Source organism: Sporomusa rhizae (assembly GCF_041428845.1).
GTDB classification, from domain to species: Bacteria; Bacillota; Negativicutes; order Sporomusales; family Sporomusaceae; genus Sporomusa; species Sporomusa rhizae.
In genome coordinates, this window is sequence record NZ_CP156925.1 from 3,042,524 (window position 1) to 3,061,535 (window position 19,012).

At 42.8% G+C, this 19,012-nt stretch carries 20 protein-coding genes and 1 other annotated feature; of the genes, 6 read left to right on the forward strand and 14 right to left on the reverse strand.

The genetic code is table 11. The features are described from left to right. Positions 1-3 precede the first annotated feature (3 nt). Complete coding sequence (locus SRRS_RS14380) at positions 4-915, reverse strand: DMT family transporter (RefSeq protein ID WP_371361487.1); 912 nt, start codon at positions 913-915, stop codon at positions 4-6. A 168-nt stretch (positions 916-1,083) separates the two neighbouring features. Between SRRS_RS14380 and SRRS_RS14385 the strand changes: the two genes are divergently transcribed. Continuing rightward, positions 1,084-2,175, forward strand: a complete 1,092-nt coding sequence (locus SRRS_RS14385; RefSeq protein ID WP_371361488.1) for a PRK06851 family protein — start codon at positions 1,084-1,086, stop codon at positions 2,173-2,175. 315 nt (positions 2,176-2,490) lie between these two features. Then, positions 2,491-4,110 carry a GDSL-type esterase/lipase family protein gene (locus SRRS_RS14390; RefSeq protein WP_371361490.1) on the forward strand — a complete coding sequence of 540 codons (1,620 nt, stop codon included), beginning with the start codon at positions 2,491-2,493 and terminating at the stop codon, positions 4,108-4,110. Here SRRS_RS14390 and SRRS_RS14395 read toward each other — a convergent pair. The 10 genes from SRRS_RS14395 to mobB form a co-directional block, all read right to left on the reverse strand. Then, positions 4,079-4,987: a prephenate dehydrogenase gene (locus tag SRRS_RS14395; protein WP_371361491.1), complete on the reverse strand. Its 909-nt coding sequence runs from the start codon at positions 4,985-4,987 to the stop codon at positions 4,079-4,081. The genes SRRS_RS14390 and SRRS_RS14395 overlap by 32 nt on opposite strands. Further along, on the reverse strand, positions 4,984-6,000 hold the full coding sequence (aroF, locus tag SRRS_RS14400) for a 3-deoxy-7-phosphoheptulonate synthase (RefSeq protein WP_371361493.1): 1,017 nt from the start codon (positions 5,998-6,000) through the stop codon (positions 4,984-4,986). Before aroF ends, SRRS_RS14395 begins: the two co-directional genes overlap by 4 nt. A 42-nt stretch (positions 6,001-6,042) precedes the next feature. Continuing rightward, positions 6,043-6,290 (reverse strand) — a binding site (T-box leader). 58 nt (positions 6,291-6,348) lie between these two features. Then, positions 6,349-6,777 (reverse strand): zinc ribbon domain-containing protein, encoded by a 429-nt coding sequence (locus SRRS_RS14405; RefSeq protein WP_371361495.1) that lies wholly within the window; start codon positions 6,775-6,777, stop codon positions 6,349-6,351. A gap of 76 nt (positions 6,778-6,853) precedes the next feature. Continuing rightward, positions 6,854-7,096 (reverse strand): TIGR03905 family TSCPD domain-containing protein, encoded by a 243-nt coding sequence (locus tag SRRS_RS14410; protein WP_371361497.1) that lies wholly within the window; start codon positions 7,094-7,096, stop codon positions 6,854-6,856. A gap of 80 nt (positions 7,097-7,176) precedes the next feature. Beyond that, positions 7,177-8,808 carry a putative manganese-dependent inorganic diphosphatase gene (locus SRRS_RS14415; RefSeq protein WP_371361499.1) on the reverse strand — a complete coding sequence of 544 codons (1,632 nt, stop codon included), beginning with the start codon at positions 8,806-8,808 and terminating at the stop codon, positions 7,177-7,179. A 452-nt stretch (positions 8,809-9,260) separates the two neighbouring features. Next, complete coding sequence (locus SRRS_RS14420; RefSeq protein ID WP_371361501.1) at positions 9,261-9,746, reverse strand: molybdenum cofactor biosynthesis protein B; 486 nt, start codon at positions 9,744-9,746, stop codon at positions 9,261-9,263. Then, positions 9,739-10,179 (reverse strand): MOSC domain-containing protein, encoded by a 441-nt coding sequence (locus SRRS_RS14425; protein WP_371361503.1) that lies wholly within the window; start codon positions 10,177-10,179, stop codon positions 9,739-9,741. Before SRRS_RS14425 ends, SRRS_RS14420 begins: the two co-directional genes overlap by 8 nt. Then, positions 10,180-10,659, reverse strand: coding sequence for a cyclic pyranopterin monophosphate synthase MoaC (gene moaC / locus SRRS_RS14430; protein ID WP_371361505.1), 480 nt, complete (start codon positions 10,657-10,659; stop codon positions 10,180-10,182). A 20-nt stretch (positions 10,660-10,679) separates the two neighbouring features. Next, a complete protein-coding gene (moaA, locus tag SRRS_RS14435) occupies positions 10,680-11,660 on the reverse strand; it encodes a GTP 3',8-cyclase MoaA (RefSeq protein ID WP_371361506.1) in 981 nt (326 codons plus the stop codon). 5 nt (positions 11,661-11,665) lie between these two features. Beyond that, entirely contained in the window at positions 11,666-12,169 is a 504-nt protein-coding gene (mobB, locus tag SRRS_RS14440; RefSeq protein ID WP_371361507.1) for a molybdopterin-guanine dinucleotide biosynthesis protein B, read from the reverse strand. A 168-nt stretch (positions 12,170-12,337) separates the two neighbouring features. Here mobB and SRRS_RS14445 point away from each other — a divergent pair, with 168 nt between their 5' ends. Next, positions 12,338-13,003 (forward strand): metal-dependent hydrolase, encoded by a 666-nt coding sequence (locus SRRS_RS14445; protein ID WP_371361508.1) that lies wholly within the window; start codon positions 12,338-12,340, stop codon positions 13,001-13,003. Between the two features lie 63 nt (positions 13,004-13,066). Here the strand turns inward: SRRS_RS14445 and SRRS_RS14450 are convergent, their stop codons facing one another. Together SRRS_RS14450 and nth are read right to left on the reverse strand one after the other, a co-directional pair. Beyond that, positions 13,067-13,519, reverse strand: coding sequence for an N-acetyltransferase (locus SRRS_RS14450; RefSeq protein WP_371361509.1), 453 nt, complete (start codon positions 13,517-13,519; stop codon positions 13,067-13,069). A 65-nt stretch (positions 13,520-13,584) separates the two neighbouring features. Then, complete coding sequence (gene nth / locus SRRS_RS14455) at positions 13,585-14,217, reverse strand: endonuclease III (RefSeq protein WP_371361510.1); 633 nt, start codon at positions 14,215-14,217, stop codon at positions 13,585-13,587. 268 nt (positions 14,218-14,485) lie between these two features. Between nth and SRRS_RS14460 the strand changes: the two genes are divergently transcribed. Beyond that, positions 14,486-15,781: a dicarboxylate/amino acid:cation symporter gene (locus SRRS_RS14460; RefSeq protein WP_371361512.1), complete on the forward strand. Its 1,296-nt coding sequence runs from the start codon at positions 14,486-14,488 to the stop codon at positions 15,779-15,781. A 316-nt stretch (positions 15,782-16,097) separates the two neighbouring features. Here the strand turns inward: SRRS_RS14460 and SRRS_RS14465 are convergent, their stop codons facing one another. Next, the gene (locus tag SRRS_RS14465; protein ID WP_371361513.1) at positions 16,098-17,126 is read right to left on the reverse strand and encodes a low specificity L-threonine aldolase; all 1,029 of its coding nucleotides are present in this window, start codon (positions 17,124-17,126) and stop codon (positions 16,098-16,100) included. Between the two features lie 350 nt (positions 17,127-17,476). On the opposite strand from SRRS_RS14465, the gene blaOXA reads away from it, so the two are divergent. Further along, positions 17,477-18,190: a class D beta-lactamase gene (gene blaOXA, locus SRRS_RS14470; RefSeq protein WP_371369834.1), complete on the forward strand. Its 714-nt coding sequence runs from the start codon at positions 17,477-17,479 to the stop codon at positions 18,188-18,190. Between the two features lie 62 nt (positions 18,191-18,252). Further along, on the forward strand, positions 18,253-18,945 hold the full coding sequence (locus SRRS_RS14475) for an FHA domain-containing protein (RefSeq protein ID WP_371361515.1): 693 nt from the start codon (positions 18,253-18,255) through the stop codon (positions 18,943-18,945). The last annotated feature ends 67 nt before the right edge of the window (positions 18,946-19,012 follow it).

A 19,012-nucleotide genomic window follows, 5' to 3' on the forward strand; every position in this document is an offset into this window, starting at 1 on the left:
CCGTTATACAATATCAACCTGTTTGTCGTCCTTAGAATGAGATTCCAGATCGGTGCTTGTTTGCAGTAAAATTACGGCAAGCACTACCAGCAAGCCACCGGCTACTTGCAGTCCCCCCATAACTTCACCAAGAGTCAAATACGCAACGATTGCAGCAATTACAGGTTCCAAACAGGAAGTAACGCCGACATTTGTCGGCGATAAGAACCGCATACCAAAAAAGTAAAGCAAGAAGGGAACAACCGTAGAAAATACAGCAACATACATAAACAGCCACCAATTGCTATCATTAATCGTGTTTACTGCCCACCCATCCGGTGCAACTACCCACCAGAACAAACCGGCAAAACCAAAGGAATATGTCACTGCCGTCAGCGGGTGATAATCACGTACCGCCCGGCGTCCGTAGATAGTATTAAAGGCCATAGCCGTAGCTGCTAAAAAACCGCTCAGAAAACCAAAAATACTTACTGCTGCTCCACCGGCATTAAGCATAATCATAAGCCCGCCTAAGGTCGCCAAAACTACAGCGCCGCCGCGCTGCCAGCCTAGTCGTGCCTTTTCAAAAAGCACCGCATACACGGCCATCAATGCCGGGGACAAATACTGCAGAAAGACCGCAGTAGCAACATTGGTAAGACTGATGGTGTAAAAATAAAAAAACTGTAACAACGCCATTCCTGCTATTCCTAATACAGCAAAGTAGGCTATTTCACGGCGTGGTATTCTAAGCAGCTGTTTATTGTAACATAAAAGCCCGGCAACCATTAATAAAAACGCCAGAGTAAGACGGACCTTCACTAACAAAAAAGGGGTAATATTTTGGTTTAGCAAGGCTTTTGCTGCCGAACCCCCAATCCCCCACATACTGGCGGCGCCGATAACCGCAAGATATCCACACATTTCTTTTCGCATGACTCTCACCTACCAAAAACATCAAAGTAAAAAATATTCTACACAAAAAACAAAAATCCTACCCATTAGGCATAATGTGCCAATATATTATCTAATTTTTGATATACAAATGCAAGCTCCATCATACATTGTAGAGTAACGGCAACTGCCACAAAAGGGAGGATCAAGATGGCTGACGGAAAAATTAGACACATGTTCCCTGGCGGCAATACCCCGCAAGGCTTTTACTCTTATTATGATTATGTAATTCCTTTCGATGCTACCAGGATTTTCTTACTCAAAGGTGGTCCTGGAGTTGGTAAATCAACCTTTATGAAAAAAATCGGGCAGGCTATGATTGAAAGAGGCTATGACATTGAGCATCACCATTGTTCCAGTGACAACAACTCATTGGACGGTGTGGTAATACCGGCACTCAATACCGCCTTAATAGACGGCACTTCCCCCCATATTGTTGATCCCAAACACCCTGGTTGTGTTGACGAAATACTTAATCTTGGCGAATACTGGGATGAAACTAAAATGGTCAGAAACAAAACAGAAATATTAACTTTCACTAAAGAAATAAGCAAACGCTTCCAGTGCGCTTATCGGATGCTGCGGGCAGCTAAAGCTGTTTATGATGATTGGGAGGTGGCAAATAATGGAGCAATGAATTATAAATTGGCTAATCAAAAAACTGCGGATACTATCGACAAAGTGTTTTCCGAAGTAGCTACCATTGGCTATGGAAAAAATCGTAAACTATTTGCATCTGCAATTACACCTGCCGGCCCTGTAAATTATATTGATTCTATTAGTGCTGGCATAACTAAGCGTTTTATTCTTACAGGCTTGCCCGGCACAGGCAAGGCAACGCTATTGGCTAAGGTAGCCGAAACGGCTATCGCCAAAGGACTTGATATAGAAACCTATTACTGTCCGCTTGATCCTTCAAAAATCGAGCATATAATCATACCTTCTTTAGATACCGCTTTCACAACATCAACACCACCCCATAGCCTGACACTTAGCGCTTCTTCCATTCTAATTGACATGAACGAATGTCTTGAGCAAGCAAAAGTTAAGAGTTTAGAAGCGATAACAGATTATGACCGCAACCTATTCTGGGGACTTTTCGGCAAAGCTTGCGACTATATTAGTGAAGCCAAAAAACTGCATGACGAACTTGAGACTTTCTATGTGCCTAATATTAATTTTACTGGTGTAGACGCCTTAAAAGAAAAGACTCTCTCGAGAATATTAGCTTTTAGTCATTAAATTAAATTGATTCTGCCAAGAAGCTTTGGAATATTCCAAGGCTTCTTTTTTTCGTATGGCATCACAAATTATTTTTAATTTATAAAAAAATAAATTCTTTTTGCAATAAGTAAAAACTACCAGGCACTTCAGTTGCAACGCCAGTGCGGTTGCATCCTAGATGATGCAATCGTCCGCCAGGAAGAACTTGAAACAAGCCTAGTCTTTTCTAAAAAAATACACGATAAAAAGGATAAATTATTGCAAGTCCGGTTTATGGCAATAATAGAATATGGTAATATATATTATATTTAAAAAAAGCGGCAGGTGTAAGAATTGAAACGATTTCTATTTATTACGTTATTAACTGTAACGATGCTATATGTCTTGGAAGTATCAGAAGCTGTAGGGCTAAATACTTTTAAACCACAGCTGGAAATGAGCCATACAGACAACGAATACGTGTTAAAGTGGCCTCGCCTTCCCTACCCGGCTTACTACGAAGTTGAGGCATTAAGCAACCCTCCCACTAATGACGATAAGAAAGTGGATAGTACTCAGCGCATCGCCAGTTATCGTACTTGGAAAAATCAGTTGCATATTGACGAGAATTTCCCTTTTCATACCTACTGGCGCGTATCGGCGCAAACTTTATTTCATAAGCCATTAGGCAAATATTCAAATCATATAAGTATGACAGAGGCTAACGGCAAACCAGCAGATGTTTTTGACAAAATTAAACCGGAACCAACTTCGTTTTATCCGGCAGACGCTCCGGCCTCAATCCGGCCTATGCTTACTTGGGACGTAGTCCCCGGGGCTGTATACTATGAAGTCGAGTTTTTACCTTCTTTACCGGAAAATCCAAATGATATCCTTCCGTCAACAAGCCAACTGCGCTTGACCCGCGAAGTGTTCACAAACGGCTATAATGCCGACTTTTCGTGGTTTGAAGGCAACCATATTTTCTGGCGGGTACGCGCCTTAAATCAAAACGGTACCCCCCTCGGGGTGTTTTCTGATACCGCAGAAGTTTGGATTGACCGTAACCTTATTCCTGTAACCAAACCATTACCAAATAATCATCAAAAGTTGAATACCCAACCTACACCACTTTATCCTGCTTATGCCTGGATACCTGTCTTTGGCGCAATAAGTTATGAAGTCGAGCTCACCAGTCAGCCGCCGGAAAACCCCAATGGCGTTGAAGCCTCCAGTTATCGTATTTGGAGCAAAATCGTGACAGGACTTAATGATTGTTATGACGACAATCCACGGATTACTCCCGGCAAATATTATTGGCGCGTCCGCGGAATTGACGCAGGCGGTAACCCCGTAGGCGGGTATTCCGATGCCGCAGAATTTGAAGTTGACTTAACGCGAGGGCAATACGCGGCAACCTTTGGCGACAGTATTACTCACGGCGGTGGCGCAATATCGTATTCGCCGGCCGATTTTGATTATAGCTATCAAACCTATCTCCAATTTCCTGTTGTTAATTTAGGCAAGAGCGGCGACACATCCGAAGCTATGCTTGCGCGATTTGACCAAGATGTACTACCATTTAAACCAAAATATCTAATTATCCTCGGTGGCACCAATAGTCTGCGCGGTGGAGTTCCGGCAGCCCAAGTTATCTCTGATCTAGCTGCCATTCGTGATAAGTGTCTTACCAATGGTATCAGGCCCATTTTTTTAACTCTGCCTCCGATTAATCCGGAGGCCATCTACGAAGTTTTCAAAGAGGAAACAGTAGATAATTGGCGAACAGAATTTGATACAGTCAACCAGTTTATCCGCCAACAGCGCTATTTCATCGATATTGAACCATATTTTCTCGATAGTGACCGCGCCCTTCCCAATCACTTCGCCATCGATGGATTACACCCGGATATTGAAGGTAAAAAGCTCATGGCTCAAATTATTAATGCCCATTGGACAAGGGTTGTTCGCTAGCCGATAGTTCCAGCTGCAGCAATCCATCCCGGCGTTTTTTTGCGGTAGTAAAGAAATTATGAACACGAGCACGGTCACCTTCCCGGATTGCTTGGGTGATCTGGGTTATTAACTGATTAAATTTGTCCAAGCTATCAACAATTGGGGCGGCGTTGGTCATGCAAATATCTGCCCACATATCGGCGTTGGATGAAGCAATGCGGGTAGTATCGCGAAAACCGCCGCCCGCCAGTTTAATACTACTGTCCTGATCTTCCGAATAAGCTAAAAGATTAACTAGTGCAGCTGCGCCAATATGCGGCACATGACTAATCAAGGCCGTGCATACATCATGTTGTCCAGCTTCCATGACTGTAATTCTTGCTCCCGTTAAATTAATAACTTGCCGTACCAAAGCAACCGCCCTCTTGTCGGCCGTTTGCTTCGGGGTAAGAATATACCACTTGTTATCAAAAAGCGCAGCATCAGCAGCCTCTATACCGCTTTTTTCCCGTCCGGCCATTGGATGACCGGGTATATAGTGAATGCCTGCTGGTAGCAGAAAAGCTATTTGTTGCATAAGATAACTTTTCGTACTGCAAGTATCTGTAACAATAGCGCCTTGCTTTAAGTAAGGCGCTATTTCCTTTGCCAAAGCTGCTGCTTGCAGCACAGGAGTACACAGAAAGACTATGTCCGCGTCTTTAACCGCTGCTTTACTATCTGTCGTAATATCATCGGCAGCCCCCAACAGACGAGCCGTGTTAAGCGAATCCTCACTGACATCGACGCCGGTAATCCGGATATTGGCGCCTTGCGCTGCCCGTAATGCCAAGCCAAGTGATCCACCAATGAGTCCCATACCGATAATGGTAATCCGTTTAGCAGGTACAATCATGCCATTCGCCTGCCTACCGCCGAAGCAACGGTTCCCACTTCATTCATCAACATATGGAAGTTTTCGGGAGTTAATGACTGATTGCCGTCAGATAACGCTTCAGCCGGGTTTGGATGAACCTCAATCATCAAACCATCCGCACCTCCGGCAATTGCCGCTTTGGCCATAGGCCGCACTAGCTTCCACAAACCTGTTCCATGGCTTGGATCAACAATCACCGGTAGGTGACTTATATTCTTTAAAGCCGCTACCGCACTTAAATCCAGAGTATTACGAGTGTAGTCCTCAAAGGTCCTAATGCCGCGCTCGCAAAACATCACGTTGTAATTACCTTCACTCATAATGTATTCGGCAGCATGCAGCCATTCATTAATGGTAGCCGCGATACCGCGTTTTAACAGTACCGGCATACCGCTTTTGCCTACTGCCTTAAGCAGTTGGAAGTTCTGCATATTGCGTGCTCCAATCTGCAGAACATCAGCATATGCACTTACGACAGACACAGATTGAATATCGACAACTTCTGTAACTACTTTCAAGCCAGTTACTGCTCTGGCTTCCGCCAGCATCTCCAACCCTTTTTCTTCAAGACCTTGGAAGGAGTAAGGTGAAGTCCGCGGCTTATATGCGCCACCACGCAAAAATTGGGCGCCAGCCTCTTTGACAATTCTGGCTGACTCCAACAATTGCGCCCGACTCTCGACAGCGCAAGGTCCCGCCATAATTACTAAATTTTGTGCACCAACAAGAACTCCGCCGATATCAATTACGGTATCCTCATTTTTAAATTCACTGCTGACTAACTTGTAGCCAGCAGTGACCGATATTGTCTTTTCTACGCCGGCAAGTGCCTCCAATGGCAACTGCGCCATCATTTTTTTCTCGCCAATTAAACCAATAATTGTTCGTATTTTGCCTTCCGACAGGTGAACCTTTAACCCGGCTCCGGTTACACGGGCAATCACATGCTCAATTTCCTTCTGGGTAGCAGTTGGACTCATTACAATAATCATGCTCTATCGCCTCCATAAAAAATTAAAAAAGCCCCATCCCTATACAGGGACGAGACTTATCTCGCGGTACCACCCTGCTTGCTTAAAAAATAGCAAGCCGCTTACATCAGGTACAGGAAATCCGATACCCTAGCCTCTAATAACGGTGGCGCTCCGGCGCAGTCTACTTGTATCATGTTCGACCTGCTGCTCACGGGTGTATTTCATTAAGCACGCCTACCGGGTCGCACCAACCCCCGGCTCTCTGCTAATAGCGCCGCCAATTTACTTCTCCCGCTCATTGCATTTGAATTATACTATTGCTGTTGACTATATCAAATAACTGGAGTACTGTCAACAAAAATTAATCTATTTAATGGCTTTCTTTAAAGTGAAATTATACCATTCGGTTCCCATTTGACTCTGCTGCACCCAACCATCATTTGTCAGTTCTTGAACTAAAGCTTCTAACGCCTTAACGTGCTTTTTATTTTTAGGATCAGGCTTAAATGAACATGACATAATTTCAATTTTGGGTGACTTATTTACAATATTATCTGCCGCATCATTGTCTTTTATTCCGTCTGCACTGACAAGCCGTGCTTGAAATTCGCCAATGTCCTTGGGAAAGATTCCCCACTTTTCACCAATTGTTTGATAAATAATCTCACAAACAAGCTCTTCCTGAGCTGCTTTTTCGTCGTTCATGGTCATGGCTGTTTCTGGCTGGGCTTTACCGCAGCTATGACAGAATTTAGCTTCAGCTGGCAGCTTTACCCCGCAGTATATACAGTACATATGAATTGCTCCTTATCCTCACAAACTGCTCTAACTTTGAGCAGCCATCTCAGCACGTTAAAACAACTTCACTCTATTAACCCTTATATTCTTCCAGCGCTCTGGCGAATTGATCTGGGCAAGATGTACTTTTATCGCCGCATCTTATTCCTTTAAGCTTATTAATAACATCTTCTACTTTCATACCTTCGGCCAAGCGTCCAACACCCTGCAAATTACCAGGACAACCTGATTTAAACTCCACATTTTTTACGATACCATTTTCTACGGTAAATTCGATTTTTGTCGTGCAAACGCCGCTAGTTATATAAGTAGCCATTCTATCACATTTCCTTTCGAAGTTGGATATTATGGCATAATTATATCATGATTGCCGAATAGCATCAGTATTTATTTAGATTATAAGCGACGGACAGCGTCAATCAGCGGTGGAACTACCTGCTTTTTCCGAGACATAACTCCTGGTAAATACCAAGTTCCATCGGGCCGTCCCTCGCCAAAAGCAGCGGAAATTAATCCGGATGGTTGACCATAATATAAAAGGTAGGTAGACTCATCCATAATACCGGTGACAAGCAATATTCCCATACTGTATTGCTCTTTTTGACAAACGGCCTGAAGGGCCGCCTTAAGCTGGTCTTGCAGTTTCAACACCGCTTCCGGATCCATGACTGAAATTTGACTGATAGCCACAGTATAGTCGCCAATCTGAAACTCTTTCAAATCGGTCAAAACAATATCACTTGGAGTTAATTTGTCAATAACGGAACCTGCTTTCAGCATGTCCATACCATATTGCTGAATAGCCAGGTCAGCGATTTGTGCCAATTTTTGAGCAGTATCCCTGTCCTTTTGGGTTGAAGTCGGGGATTTAAACAGTACTGTATCTGAAATTATTGCCGATAACAATAGTCCAGCAATATTTTGGGGTATTTCTACATTCCGGTGCCAATGCATATTAGCAACAATTGTAGCTGTAGATCCAACCGGTTCATGTCTTATAAAAATCGGCTCACTGGTTTCTAAGCCGCCTAGCCGGTGATGGTCAACAATCTCAACAATTTTAGCTTCTTCAATACCATCAACTGCCTGGGAACGTTCGTTATGATCAACTAAAATAATCTGATCCCGGTCAGGTACAATCAAACGGTTACGGTCAATCAGACCTACTAACTTACCATCTTGAACGACAGGATAATTGCGGTAACCTGTCCGGATAATAGTACTTTTTATGTCTGACACCAGATCATCCGGAGCAAATGAAGTAACGTTTGTCTTCATAACTCTTCTTACCGGAATACTCTGGTTGATCAATCGTCCACAGGTATATGTGTCATGAGGTACTCTAATTATATAAGTGCCTGCCTGTCTGGCAGCCGCTTCTACCTCAGCCGCTACGGAAAAATCGCCGGTAATAATAAGGCAGGCAACGCCAACTTCAATACAAGTTAATTGCACATTTGTCCGGTTGCCAACCAAAACAATATCGCCGGGTCTGATGACCTTTGCCATAGTTTGCGTGCGGGAAGCAGCTATTTTTACCCGGCCTTCAATCCGTTCACCTAGATCACCGCCGCATATCAGCGTACCATTGAGGCACCGGAGAATTCCGGCATAGTCAACGCCGGTTTCCCGCAAATCCTGCATACCTAACTCATTGACATAGCGCTCGGCCAAATCGCCGACGGTAACAATACCAACTAAGCTGCCATCTTCCTCTACAACCGGAATTGACTTAACATTATGCTGCTTAATAAGTTGGCCAAGTCTTCTTAACGTATTCCAGGGATGAATGGTGATCATCTCTTCATGCATTACATCTTTAGCCCGCGGATATATATCAAGGATAAGCTGCGGTGGCTGAATACCGAAAGAATCCAGAACATACTTGGTTTCAGGGTTTATTTTTCCGGCACGCGCCGGGACTACATATTCACCTAACGCATTTTTCAGATGGGCATAAGCAATGGCCGAACAAATTGAATCTGTATCCGGATTACGATGACCAATTACATAGATGGGTTTGGACAAAAACTCTCACTCCTAGAACATTAGTTTCGTACCACTTAGTAGTTTTTAATACTACAAATGTACGCATTTGCTGCATCTTTTGCAAAAAACAATCCGCATTCTTATATGATTTTCTCTAGTATATGTCACTTTAGTGCGGAATAACTCTTCAATTCGCCGCCTCCAGTGTAATCCCCTTCCTATCACGAAGCAGTTAATAATTGCAACTGCTAACCTATATGCTGCTAGAAAAAAGATTGCGCAAAAGAGATTACGGCCATGCGCGTAAGGTCTGGCTATCTAGCTATTGCCATCAATATCACCGAGGGATCTCCTCGTAAAAGAATTTGGACAAGACTTTGATGTCATGATTGAAGCAAAAAATAAAGACCAGGCACTTTTTTCGCTGTTAGATCAGCTGGAAAAAGTACCTGGTGTAATACGGACTAAACAAGCCTCTATTGAGCTTTAGGTTATCTTGCACACTCGCCGGCTTCACCCTTCATAATCTCTAAACCGTGCCCCAGTGCCGGTAAAATAAATTCTAGACATTCCCGCACCCCTTTGGGACTACCAGGAAGATTGATTATTAAGGTTCGTCCGCGAAGGCCGGCCACCGCACGAGATAACATGGCCCGAGAAGTTTTTTCCAGTGACTTAGCTCGCATAACTTCCGGAATACCTGGTACTTGACGGTCAATAACATCCAGGGTAGCTTCCGGTGTAACATCCCGTGGTCCCAAACCGGTTCCGCCAGTTGTAAGAATAAGATCTATCTTCAAATTATCAGCCATATTAATCATAGCTTCACAGAGTGCTTCCCGCTCGTCAGGAACAACGACATAATGTTTTACTTCGCCAAACTCAGCCAGCATCTCGGCAATTACCTTGCCGCTTAAGTCTTCACGCTCACCACGCGATCCCTTGTCGCTGGCTGTAATAATGCCTATGCTAAACACTTTCAATCACCTCGATTGTATCGCCGGTTGCTACCTTACCACCTGTTACAACAATAGCGAATATGCCTTCCTTAGGCATAACACAGTCACCCGCCTGATAGTAAATATTGCAGCGGGTATGGCATTCTTTACCGATTTGACTGACCTCAAGCAAAGTCTCACCAATTCTAAGCTTTGTACCAATCGGCAAAGCCGGTAGATTCAGCCCCTCGGTTGTTATGTTTTCAGCAAAATCGCCAGGATTAACATCCAAACCCATTTTACGCATTTTTTCAATACTTTCTAAAGCCAATAGGCTTACTTGGCGATGTTGAAAACCAGCATGAGCGTCGCCTTCAAGCCCAAGTCCGACTAGCAAATTAGCCTGTCCAACATTTTTTTTGCGTTCACCTTTGTTTTTACTGGTACAAACTGCTACAATTTTTCCTTGCATTTATTTATCCTCCCTAATATAATTGCCGCTTTTACCGCCTGACTTCGTCATCAGCCGTACGTACTCGATTGTCATACCTTTATCTACTGCTTTGCACATATCATAAATAGTTAAGGCAGCCACTGAAACAGCAGTTAATGCCTCCATCTCGACGCCGGTTTTCCCGGTAGTCTTAACAATGGCTTTTATATCAATTGCGTTTACTGCATCATCAATGGTAAATTCCAAATTGACGCCGGTTAAAAGCAGGGGATGACACATGGGGATTACATCCCAGGTACGTTTGGCACCCATGATCCCGGCTACCTGAGCGACGCCTAATACATCGCCCTTACCCATTGCTCCTTGTTTGATTAATTCGAGCGTGGCAGGCTTCATTGTAATCCGGCCTTCGGCCACAGCCTCCCTCTTGGTCTCATCTTTAACAGTAACGTCAACCATGCGGGCTTTGCCTGAATGATTAAAATGTGTGAGTTCCATTAATGTATCTCCTTCCTAATCTAGCCGCCAATTTGTGACATCTTCCTAAAAAACCTTTTGTCCGGCTGAGACTTGGCTAATGTATGCCCTTGTGGCTTTTCGGCAATAGCACTGTAGAACAACTCTGCAATTTGCTCATCGGTAGCGCCGTTTCTGAGTGCAGACCGAACGTCAATTTCCTGGTTAGACAAAAGACACGGTTTAAATTTACCATCGGCAGTTAAACGAAGGCGGTTGCACATACCACAAAAATGTTCGGACATCGGCGTAATAAAGCCAAAAGAACCTTGAGCCTTGGGTAAACTAAAATATTTCGCCGGGCCATTTCCATAGATATCAAGCACAGGTTTTAATGTACCCTTGCCTAAAGAGTTTATCTTTGCTTTAATTTCTTCAATACTCGGACCTGCTCCAACTTGATTATCGCCTATCGGCATATATTCGATAAAACGCACAGATATTTGTTCGCGATGTACCAAGTCAACAAAATAGACTAAATCGCGATCAGTAATTATATCAGTAAGAACAACATTGAGTTTTACCGGCGTTAATCCTGCAGCTAAAGCCGCATCTATTCCGTTTAGCGTATCAGCAATATTTCCGCCACGGGTAATTTGCCTGAACCGCTCCGGAACAATTGTGTCCATACTGATATTTACTCGTGTTAATCCGGCAGCCTTAAGCTTGTCCGCCATACCGGCAAGTAAGCTGGCATTGGTCGTCATCGACAAATCGGTTATGCCTTCTAGCTCCGAGATACTCTGGACAAACCGGACAATTCCCTTACGCACAAGTGGCTCGCCGCCGGTAAGACGAATTTTTGATACACCTCGCCTGCTGACAATTCGTATTACCCGCAGCAGTTCTTCATAGGACAGTATCTCGTTGTGCGTCAGCAGCTTTACTCCCTGTTCCGGCATGCAGTATGCGCAGCGAAAGTTACAACGGTCTGTAACTGAAACCCGCAAATAGTTAATCTGTCTGTTGTGACAATCGTACATAATAATCAGTCCTTTGCGGTTTCTTTATTTAATAGCTCTCTTTCAAGAAAATCAGTCATCTCGATTGGATTATCAAGTTCAAAATGAGGTACCGATTCATAAAGTTTAGCATCTGCTACAACCGCAAGAAGCTCCGGCTTTGAACCCAATGGCTCATTCCCTGCCGCCTGGCGGTATACTTCGATTTTCGGTTTCGATTCCTTTTTATACCCTTCGGTAAAAATTATATCGACATTGTCTATCGAATTGATTATTTGCTCAAGCGTCAGTTCTTGGTCAGTCTTCCTAATCATAGCCACTTTATATGGAGAGGCTAAATAAACTATGTCGGCCCCGGCCTGTGCATGCCGCCACGTATCTTTTCCAGGCTTATCTATAGTGAAATCGTCATGGTGATGTTTAATAACAGCTACTTTATAACCGCGTTGCTTAAATTCCGCTATTAATTTTTCCAGATAGGTGGTTTTTCCGCTATTGGACCGCCCTACTACAGATATTACTGGAATCATGTTGTCGCTCCTTTTACAACAGGCTGAATATTGATTATTTTTTTAATTCTCCATCATAAGTATTTAACCTTCCGCCAATTTCTTATGATAAAACTTTTTATTGTTTGCAGGAATTTATTTGGTTTCTGCTAAAAACACTATATATTACTATTCAATCGGAGGTGTACTATGGCAACTTTGACCTTTTACGGACATGCTTGCTTTACTTTACGAAACGAAAACACAACCTTATTATTCGACCCCTTTTTTACCGACAATCCGGTTAACCCAGCGACTGCTGACAAAATTGACTGTAGTTATATTTTAGTCAGTCATGGCCATTTTGACCATCTCGGCGATACGATAGTTATTGCCAAACGTACCGGCGCTACAGTAATTGCGACTGCCGAGATAGCTTCCCTAGTGGGTGAACACAACTGTGAAACTGCCAAAATGCATTTAGGTGGTAAGCAGAAATTTGATTTCGGCTATGTCAGGGTCACGCCCGCTTTTCACGGTGCAGGCGTTCCCGGCGGACACGCTGCCGGGTTCATTGTTAACTTTTTCGGCAAAACCGTATACTTTGCCGGCGATACTGCGCTATTTGGCGATATGGCGCTTTTGGGGCGTCTGGAGAAAATTGATTATGCGTTACTGCCAATTGGCGATAACTTCACCATGGGACCTGATGATGCAGTAGAAGCAGTTAAGATGCTACAGCCAAAAGCTGTAGTTCCCATGCATTATAACACCTGGCCGGTTATTGCCCAATCCCCTGAAGCCTTTAAAGAAAAAGTAGAATCAATAAATATTCCTGTACATATTATGATTCCCGGACAAACTATTGAATTGTAAAACGCAACACCGTAAATAGTAAAAGCGTCTGTGCCAGCATTCTGGCACAGACGCTTTTTGTGCTTATAGTTCTTTAACCATAGCAATCTCATCACAATTAGGAAACTTGGGACAGTTGATACATTCCTTCCACATCTTATGGGGTACGCTTTCTTTTGGTACTTCTTTAAAATCAAGCTTGGCGAAAAAACCGGGCTGATAAGTTAAGGCAAATAAAGTTTTGACGCCAAGTTCCCGGGCTTCTTCAGTCAGCATATCTACTATCCGGCGCCCGATACCGCTCTTGATTTTATTCGGCTCAACTGCTAACGCCCTGATTTCGGCAAGCTCGTTCCATACCAAATGCAAAGCAGCTACCCCTATTATCTTGCCGTCTTCTTCCGCTAATATGAATTCCCGCAAACCTTCATACAGCACATTGCGCGACCTGGCTAACATAAGTCCTTTTTCAGCATAATCGTTAATTATTTTGAGGATATCTTCCACATCACTAAACTTTGCTTTCCGAAAAATCATAATTTATCCTCCAGTTTATGAATTATTATACATCTATTGCTATAAACATACAAGAATCGTTTTTATTAATTTTTGCTGCTTGGACATAAATTATTTAGAGGGCATATATTACAAGCGGGGTTAGTTGCTTTACAAACTTTACGCCCGTGCCAAATTAGCCAGTGATGGGCATCACTCCATTTTTCCTTGGCAATTGCCTTCATAAGACCTTGTTCCACAGCTAAAGGCGTATCGCCTATCGCTAAGTTAAGCCGATTGGCTACCCGGAAGACATGAGTATCTACAGCGATTGCAGGAACACCAAATAATTGGCTTAGCAAAACATTGGCCGTTTTTCGACCCACGCCTGGTAATTTTACTAAGTCTTCAAAGCGGTTAGGAACCTGTCCCCCATATTCTTGGCATAAAATCTCGCAGGTAGCAATAATATTTTTTGCCTTACTTCGGAATAAGCCACAATCCCGAATTTCTTGTTCTAAACCGGGTTGTCCTAATGCAAGGAATTGCTCAGGTGTATTATACTTAGGAAACATTCTGGCTGTAATAATATTCACTCTTATATCTGTACATTGAGCCGATAAAACAACAGCAATCAAAAGTTCAAACGGTGTCGAGTAGTTTAACGCTGTAGTCGTGTTTTTGTAATGTTTTTCTAAAATATCAAGCATCTCCTGCTTAATAGCCTTGGTAATACGCATGTCTGAGCCCCCCTATTTGCGTGTCAATGAAGCTATTGTACCCTATTTCCCTAAGCAATTCTAGCCGCTATCTTGTTGTTTTGAATCAAATTTTTTATAAAAACCTTAATACCTGTTTCCATTTTCCCAACTTTGTGGTATTGTCTTTTTACCAGATACTTTCTTTACACTTCATTAATTTCTGGAATTAAAATCCGGGGGTGACTGTAACATGTAACTAATATTGTAATAAACTTGAAAATTTAATAGTGATGAAAGGAAGATGCGCATGAAGACCTCGTTTTTTAAATCCCTACATACCCAAGTATTCCTTGCAATTATCGTCGGCATAGCCTTAGGGCATTTCTATCCCAGCCTTGGCGAAAGCATGAAACCCTTAGGCGACGGATTTATTAAACTCATCAAGATGATTATTGCCCCGATTATTTTTTGCACCATTGTTACTGGCATTGCCGGGATGGACGATATCAAAAAAGTAGGTCGGGTAGGAGCAAAGGCCTTACTTTATTTTGAGGCAGTTACAACTTTCGCTCTAATAATAGGACTATTCCTGGTAAACTGGTTACAACCCGGGACTGGCATGAATATTGATGTCACCAAGCTCGATACGAAAGCAATTGCTGCTTATACGACAGCCGCTAAAGCGCAAAGCACGGTGGACTTCTTCATGAACATAATTCCGACAAGCGTTGTTGATGCGTTTGCCAAAGGCGATATTCTCCAGGTACTGCTGTTCTCTATTCTCTTTGGCTGGGCATTGCTCGCAATGGGCAAACGCGGAGAAACTGTATTCAACTTGGTCAGCGATATTTCTCACAGCCTATTTATTATCGTTGATATTATTATGAAAATTGCGCCAATTGGGGTTTTCGGCGCAATGGCGTTTACTATCGGGAAATACGGCATTGCCTCACTAGGGCCGCTCGCCAAGCTCTTGGGTTGTTTTTACGCCACCTGTGCCTTCTTTGTCTTAGTAGTTCTTGGTTGTATCGCTAAGTGGGCCAATGTTAATATTCTCCAGTTTCTTGCCTATATTAAAGAAGAACTGTTAATCGTATTAGGCACATCATCCTCTGAAAGTGTACTTCCCCGCATGATGGAAAAGCTAGAAAAACTTGGCTGTTCGAAGTCGATTGTCGGCTTAGTTGTTCCGACAGGATATTCTTTTAATCTTGACGGGACTTCCATTTACTTAACTATGTCCGCTATTTTTGTTGCTCAGGCAACCAACACTGAACTTACTTTAATGCATCAGCTAACGATTCTTGCCGTCCTGCTATTGACCTCCAAGGGAGCGTCAGGAGTAACCGGCAGCGGCTTTATCGTACTTGCGGCAACACTTTCGGCGATACCGGGAATTCCGGTAGCGGGTCTGGCGATTATCTTCGGAATTGACCGTTTTATGTCATTAGGCAGAGCCATCACTAATCTAATTGGCAACGGTATTGCAACAATCGTGGTTTCCAAATGGGAAAACGAACTTGATCTAGCTAAACTTCAACAAACTTTGTCACTGGGAGCAACCCAAAGCAACCAAGAATCAGTAAATATTTCCACTAAGTAAAAAATAAAATAAACCTATATACCATCGAAAGGGGCAAACAAGCATGACTACGCTTGTATTTCATAATCTTTCCCCATTGAATTTTAATGGTATAAAAGGTTTAGTCGAATTATTCTGGAATGCAAACTTTGGGGTATGGCACACGGAAAAGAAGAAGAAAAATAACCCGTGCTCCATCTTCACTCATAACTGCGGTTATGCGACAATTTGCGTTCATTGCGATGCGACAGCGACCTAAAGACCTTGGAATCATAACTATTTATGAATTCCAAGGTCTATTTTTTTACCTGCCACCAACTAAGATTTCGACCCGCCACTATTTCACAATCTTACGAATTGTCTCTATAGCAAAATCAACATCTTGTTCTGTAATTCCCCAGTGAGTTATCATTCTGCAGGCAGTTGGACTAATAGGTTTTACTTTAATCTGTTGCTTAAGTAGCGCCTCAGTAATAAATGCCGCATCTTTACCAACAGATTCAAACTCAATTTGAACAATATTCGTTTTAACTTGCTCAATATCGACCAGTCCATCATTAATACCAGCCAACCCTTTTGCCATTCTCAGCGCATTGGCATGATCTTCCTGAAGTCTTCCCCGCATTGTTTTTAAAGCAACTATGCCGGCAGCAGCCATGTGACCGGCTTGACGCATGCCACCGCCAAGCCGCTGCTTAATCCACCTGGCTTTTTCCACAAATTCTTTTGTGCCCAGAAGTAAAGATCCGAAAGGAGCAGCCAATCCCTTAGTCAGGCAAAACTGCAACGCATCAATGTCTTTAGCTAATTGCTTCACATCTACTTGCAATGCCTCAGCCGCATTAAATATCCGAGCACCATCAAGATAAACACTCATACCGTTTTCATGAGCGAGGTGCGCCATTTCCGCTTGATAGGCAGGCGATAAAGGATATCCCCGATTTAAGTCATATGTATTTTCCAGACATAAAACCCTGCTTACAGGCGATTGCACCTCTCTGTTTCGAATGAATTTTTTAACAATCTTACTGTCGAAACAACCGCTGTAACTGGGAATCGGACGAGCCTGAACCGAAGCTAACGCAGCCAAGGCCCCCACTTCCAAATTGTATATGTGAGTCTCTTCGCCTACTATTATTTCATCACCAAGTTGCGTCAATGCCATAATCGCCGTTTGATTAGCCATTGTTCCTGAGACCATCAAAACAGCCGCCTCTTTACCAAACATAGCCGCGCTTACTTCTTCCAACTGCTTAACTGTAGGATCTTCTCCCAAAATATCATCGCCAACCACAGCTTCAAGCATAGCTTTCCGCATATCCGGGGTCGCCTGGGTAACTGTATCACTGCGAAAGTCTTTATACATAACCTTTCCTCCGTTTTTACCTGGTTTAAAATATAACAAAGTTTGCACTAAGGTAAAATTATTTTATTTCACTAAAGTATATAAGTATCGGTAATTAGTGTCAATTTTTTATTTCTTTGAATATAGGGCAAAGAGGCACAATCGAAAAGATATTGAATTCTATCTGTTTGTAACTATTTTGTAATTATATGGCTATTTATCGTCTTGTTCGCTAATGGTATTATTACTATATCATTTGGCTAAGAATACTGAGCGAAGGAGCGATTTTTCTGAAACGATACCTTACAACAATAGTTTTCACACTGTTCTTCTGTATAAGCGTTGTTCCAACAGGCAGTGCTAGTGACACGATTAACCGCGAGGATTTAAGCAAATACTTCAGCGGTTATACAGGAACATTCGTCCTGTACAGCGAAAATAACCAACAATATACTATCTACAATGAACCGAAAAGCAATGAAAGATTGTCCCCCTGTTCCACTTTTAAAATTTATAATTCCCTGATAGGCCTGGAAAGCGGCGTCTTAGATAAAGAGGATTCTCGAACTTTGAAGAAATGGAATGGGCAAACATACTCTATACCGTCTTGGAACCGTGACCACACTTTGCATTCCGCAATAGCCAATTCCGTAGTCTGGTATTATCAAGAACTGGCCAGGGAAATTGGCAACGACCGCATGCAAAGCAATATCAACAAATTAAATTATGGCAATCAAGATATTAGCGGTGGCATTGATCAGTTCTGGCTATGCTCTAGTCTGAAAATATCCGCCCAAGAGCAAGTGGCTTTACTTAAGCAACTTTATAACAATGAATTGCCTTTCTCTGTTGAAAATATGGCTATTACCCGAAAAATTATTGTTCTCTCGACAAATAATGATACTATCTTCTCAGGTAAAACCGGCACAGCCTACGGAGAAGTCCTTGGTTGGTTTGTCGGCTGTGTGGAAAAGGACGGCAATAAATATTTCTTCGCAACCAACATTCAGGGTGACCATGCTGCTAACGGACTCAAAGCCCGGGAAATTACAAAATGTATCTTAACGGATTTAGGCGTACTTTGAACCAATAAGGAAAGATTGGCCTCACCGGTAGCAATGCCTCCTTCAGGTAGAAAGGAATAACTATGGGAAATTATCTTGTTGTAGAAAAAGGGCTTCCTTATGAGCCGGGATACAAAATACCGATTTTAGACCAGCAAGTTATGCTTGGCCGTGCCAGTAAAAGCGAAAAGCCTGACATAGATTTCGAAAACAAGTTCATTTCTCGAAAACACTGTCTACTTATGACCGAAGAGGCGGCTACTACGTTGACTGACTTGGCGAGTAAACACGGTACCTTTGTCAACAATCAGCCTGCTATTCCCGATATCCCCATCGCTCTTAAGCATAATGACAAAATTATTCTCGCACAGGGAGCAGCAATATTGCGCATTATTATCAATGAAGAGCTAAGCGATGAGACTTTGGAACTTACCCAAACCAACCTTTCGTCACTTAGGTTATTATCAGATGCAAATGCAAAAAAGCTGCAGATGAATATTGCCAAGCGACAGTGTCTGGTAAATAATTCCCTAATCCAGCTATCGCCTAAAGAGTGGCAATTATTGTTGTTGTTATACAACAACGCCAACCAAACCGTTTATTATGATACAATCAAAAATGCTGTCTGGCAGGAACGTATTACGACAGCGGGAGAAATCCCGCTTGTCGGCCTGGATGAAATCAGTTTATTGCTGTACCGGTTACGGCATAAGCTAAGCAATCAAGGGCATTTGATTAGAAACATTAGAGGTTTGGGCTGTATCCTGGAATTGTAAGTAGAAATAATACGTTCTGTACGCCAGTTAATAATCGAGTAGGAGCTAAATAATTAATTTATTTAGC

Excerpts from the sequence above, each read along its gene's own strand:
- SRRS_RS14380 (WP_371361487.1), bottom strand. The coding sequence starts at position 915 with ATGCGAAAAGAAATGTGTGGATATCTTGCGGTTATCGGCGCCGCCAGT.
- SRRS_RS14385 (WP_371361488.1), top strand. The coding sequence starts at position 1,084 with ATGGCTGACGGAAAAATTAGACACATGTTCCCTGGCGGCAATACCCCG.
- SRRS_RS14395 (WP_371361491.1), bottom strand. The coding sequence starts at position 4,987 with ATGATTGTACCTGCTAAACGGATTACCATTATCGGTATGGGACTCATT.
- aroF (WP_371361493.1), bottom strand. The coding sequence starts at position 6,000 with ATGATTATTGTAATGAGTCCAACTGCTACCCAGAAGGAAATTGAGCAT.
- SRRS_RS14405 (WP_371361495.1), bottom strand. The coding sequence starts at position 6,777 with ATGTACTGTATATACTGCGGGGTAAAGCTGCCAGCTGAAGCTAAATTC.
- SRRS_RS14410 (WP_371361497.1), bottom strand. The coding sequence starts at position 7,096 with ATGGCTACTTATATAACTAGCGGCGTTTGCACGACAAAAATCGAATTT.
- SRRS_RS14425 (WP_371361503.1), bottom strand. The coding sequence starts at position 10,179 with ATGCAAGGAAAAATTGTAGCAGTTTGTACCAGTAAAAACAAAGGTGAA.
- moaC (WP_371361505.1), bottom strand. The coding sequence starts at position 10,659 with ATGGAACTCACACATTTTAATCATTCAGGCAAAGCCCGCATGGTTGAC.
- moaA (WP_371361506.1), bottom strand. The coding sequence starts at position 11,660 with ATGTACGATTGTCACAACAGACAGATTAACTATTTGCGGGTTTCAGTT.
- mobB (WP_371361507.1), bottom strand. The coding sequence starts at position 12,169 with ATGATTCCAGTAATATCTGTAGTAGGGCGGTCCAATAGCGGAAAAACC.
- SRRS_RS14445 (WP_371361508.1), top strand. The coding sequence starts at position 12,338 with ATGGCAACTTTGACCTTTTACGGACATGCTTGCTTTACTTTACGAAAC.
- SRRS_RS14450 (WP_371361509.1), bottom strand. The coding sequence starts at position 13,519 with ATGATTTTTCGGAAAGCAAAGTTTAGTGATGTGGAAGATATCCTCAAA.
- nth (WP_371361510.1), bottom strand. The coding sequence starts at position 14,217 with ATGCGTATTACCAAGGCTATTAAGCAGGAGATGCTTGATATTTTAGAA.
- SRRS_RS14460 (WP_371361512.1), top strand. The coding sequence starts at position 14,486 with ATGAAGACCTCGTTTTTTAAATCCCTACATACCCAAGTATTCCTTGCA.
- SRRS_RS14465 (WP_371361513.1), bottom strand. The coding sequence starts at position 17,126 with ATGTATAAAGACTTTCGCAGTGATACAGTTACCCAGGCGACCCCGGAT.
- SRRS_RS14475 (WP_371361515.1), top strand. The coding sequence starts at position 18,253 with ATGGGAAATTATCTTGTTGTAGAAAAAGGGCTTCCTTATGAGCCGGGA.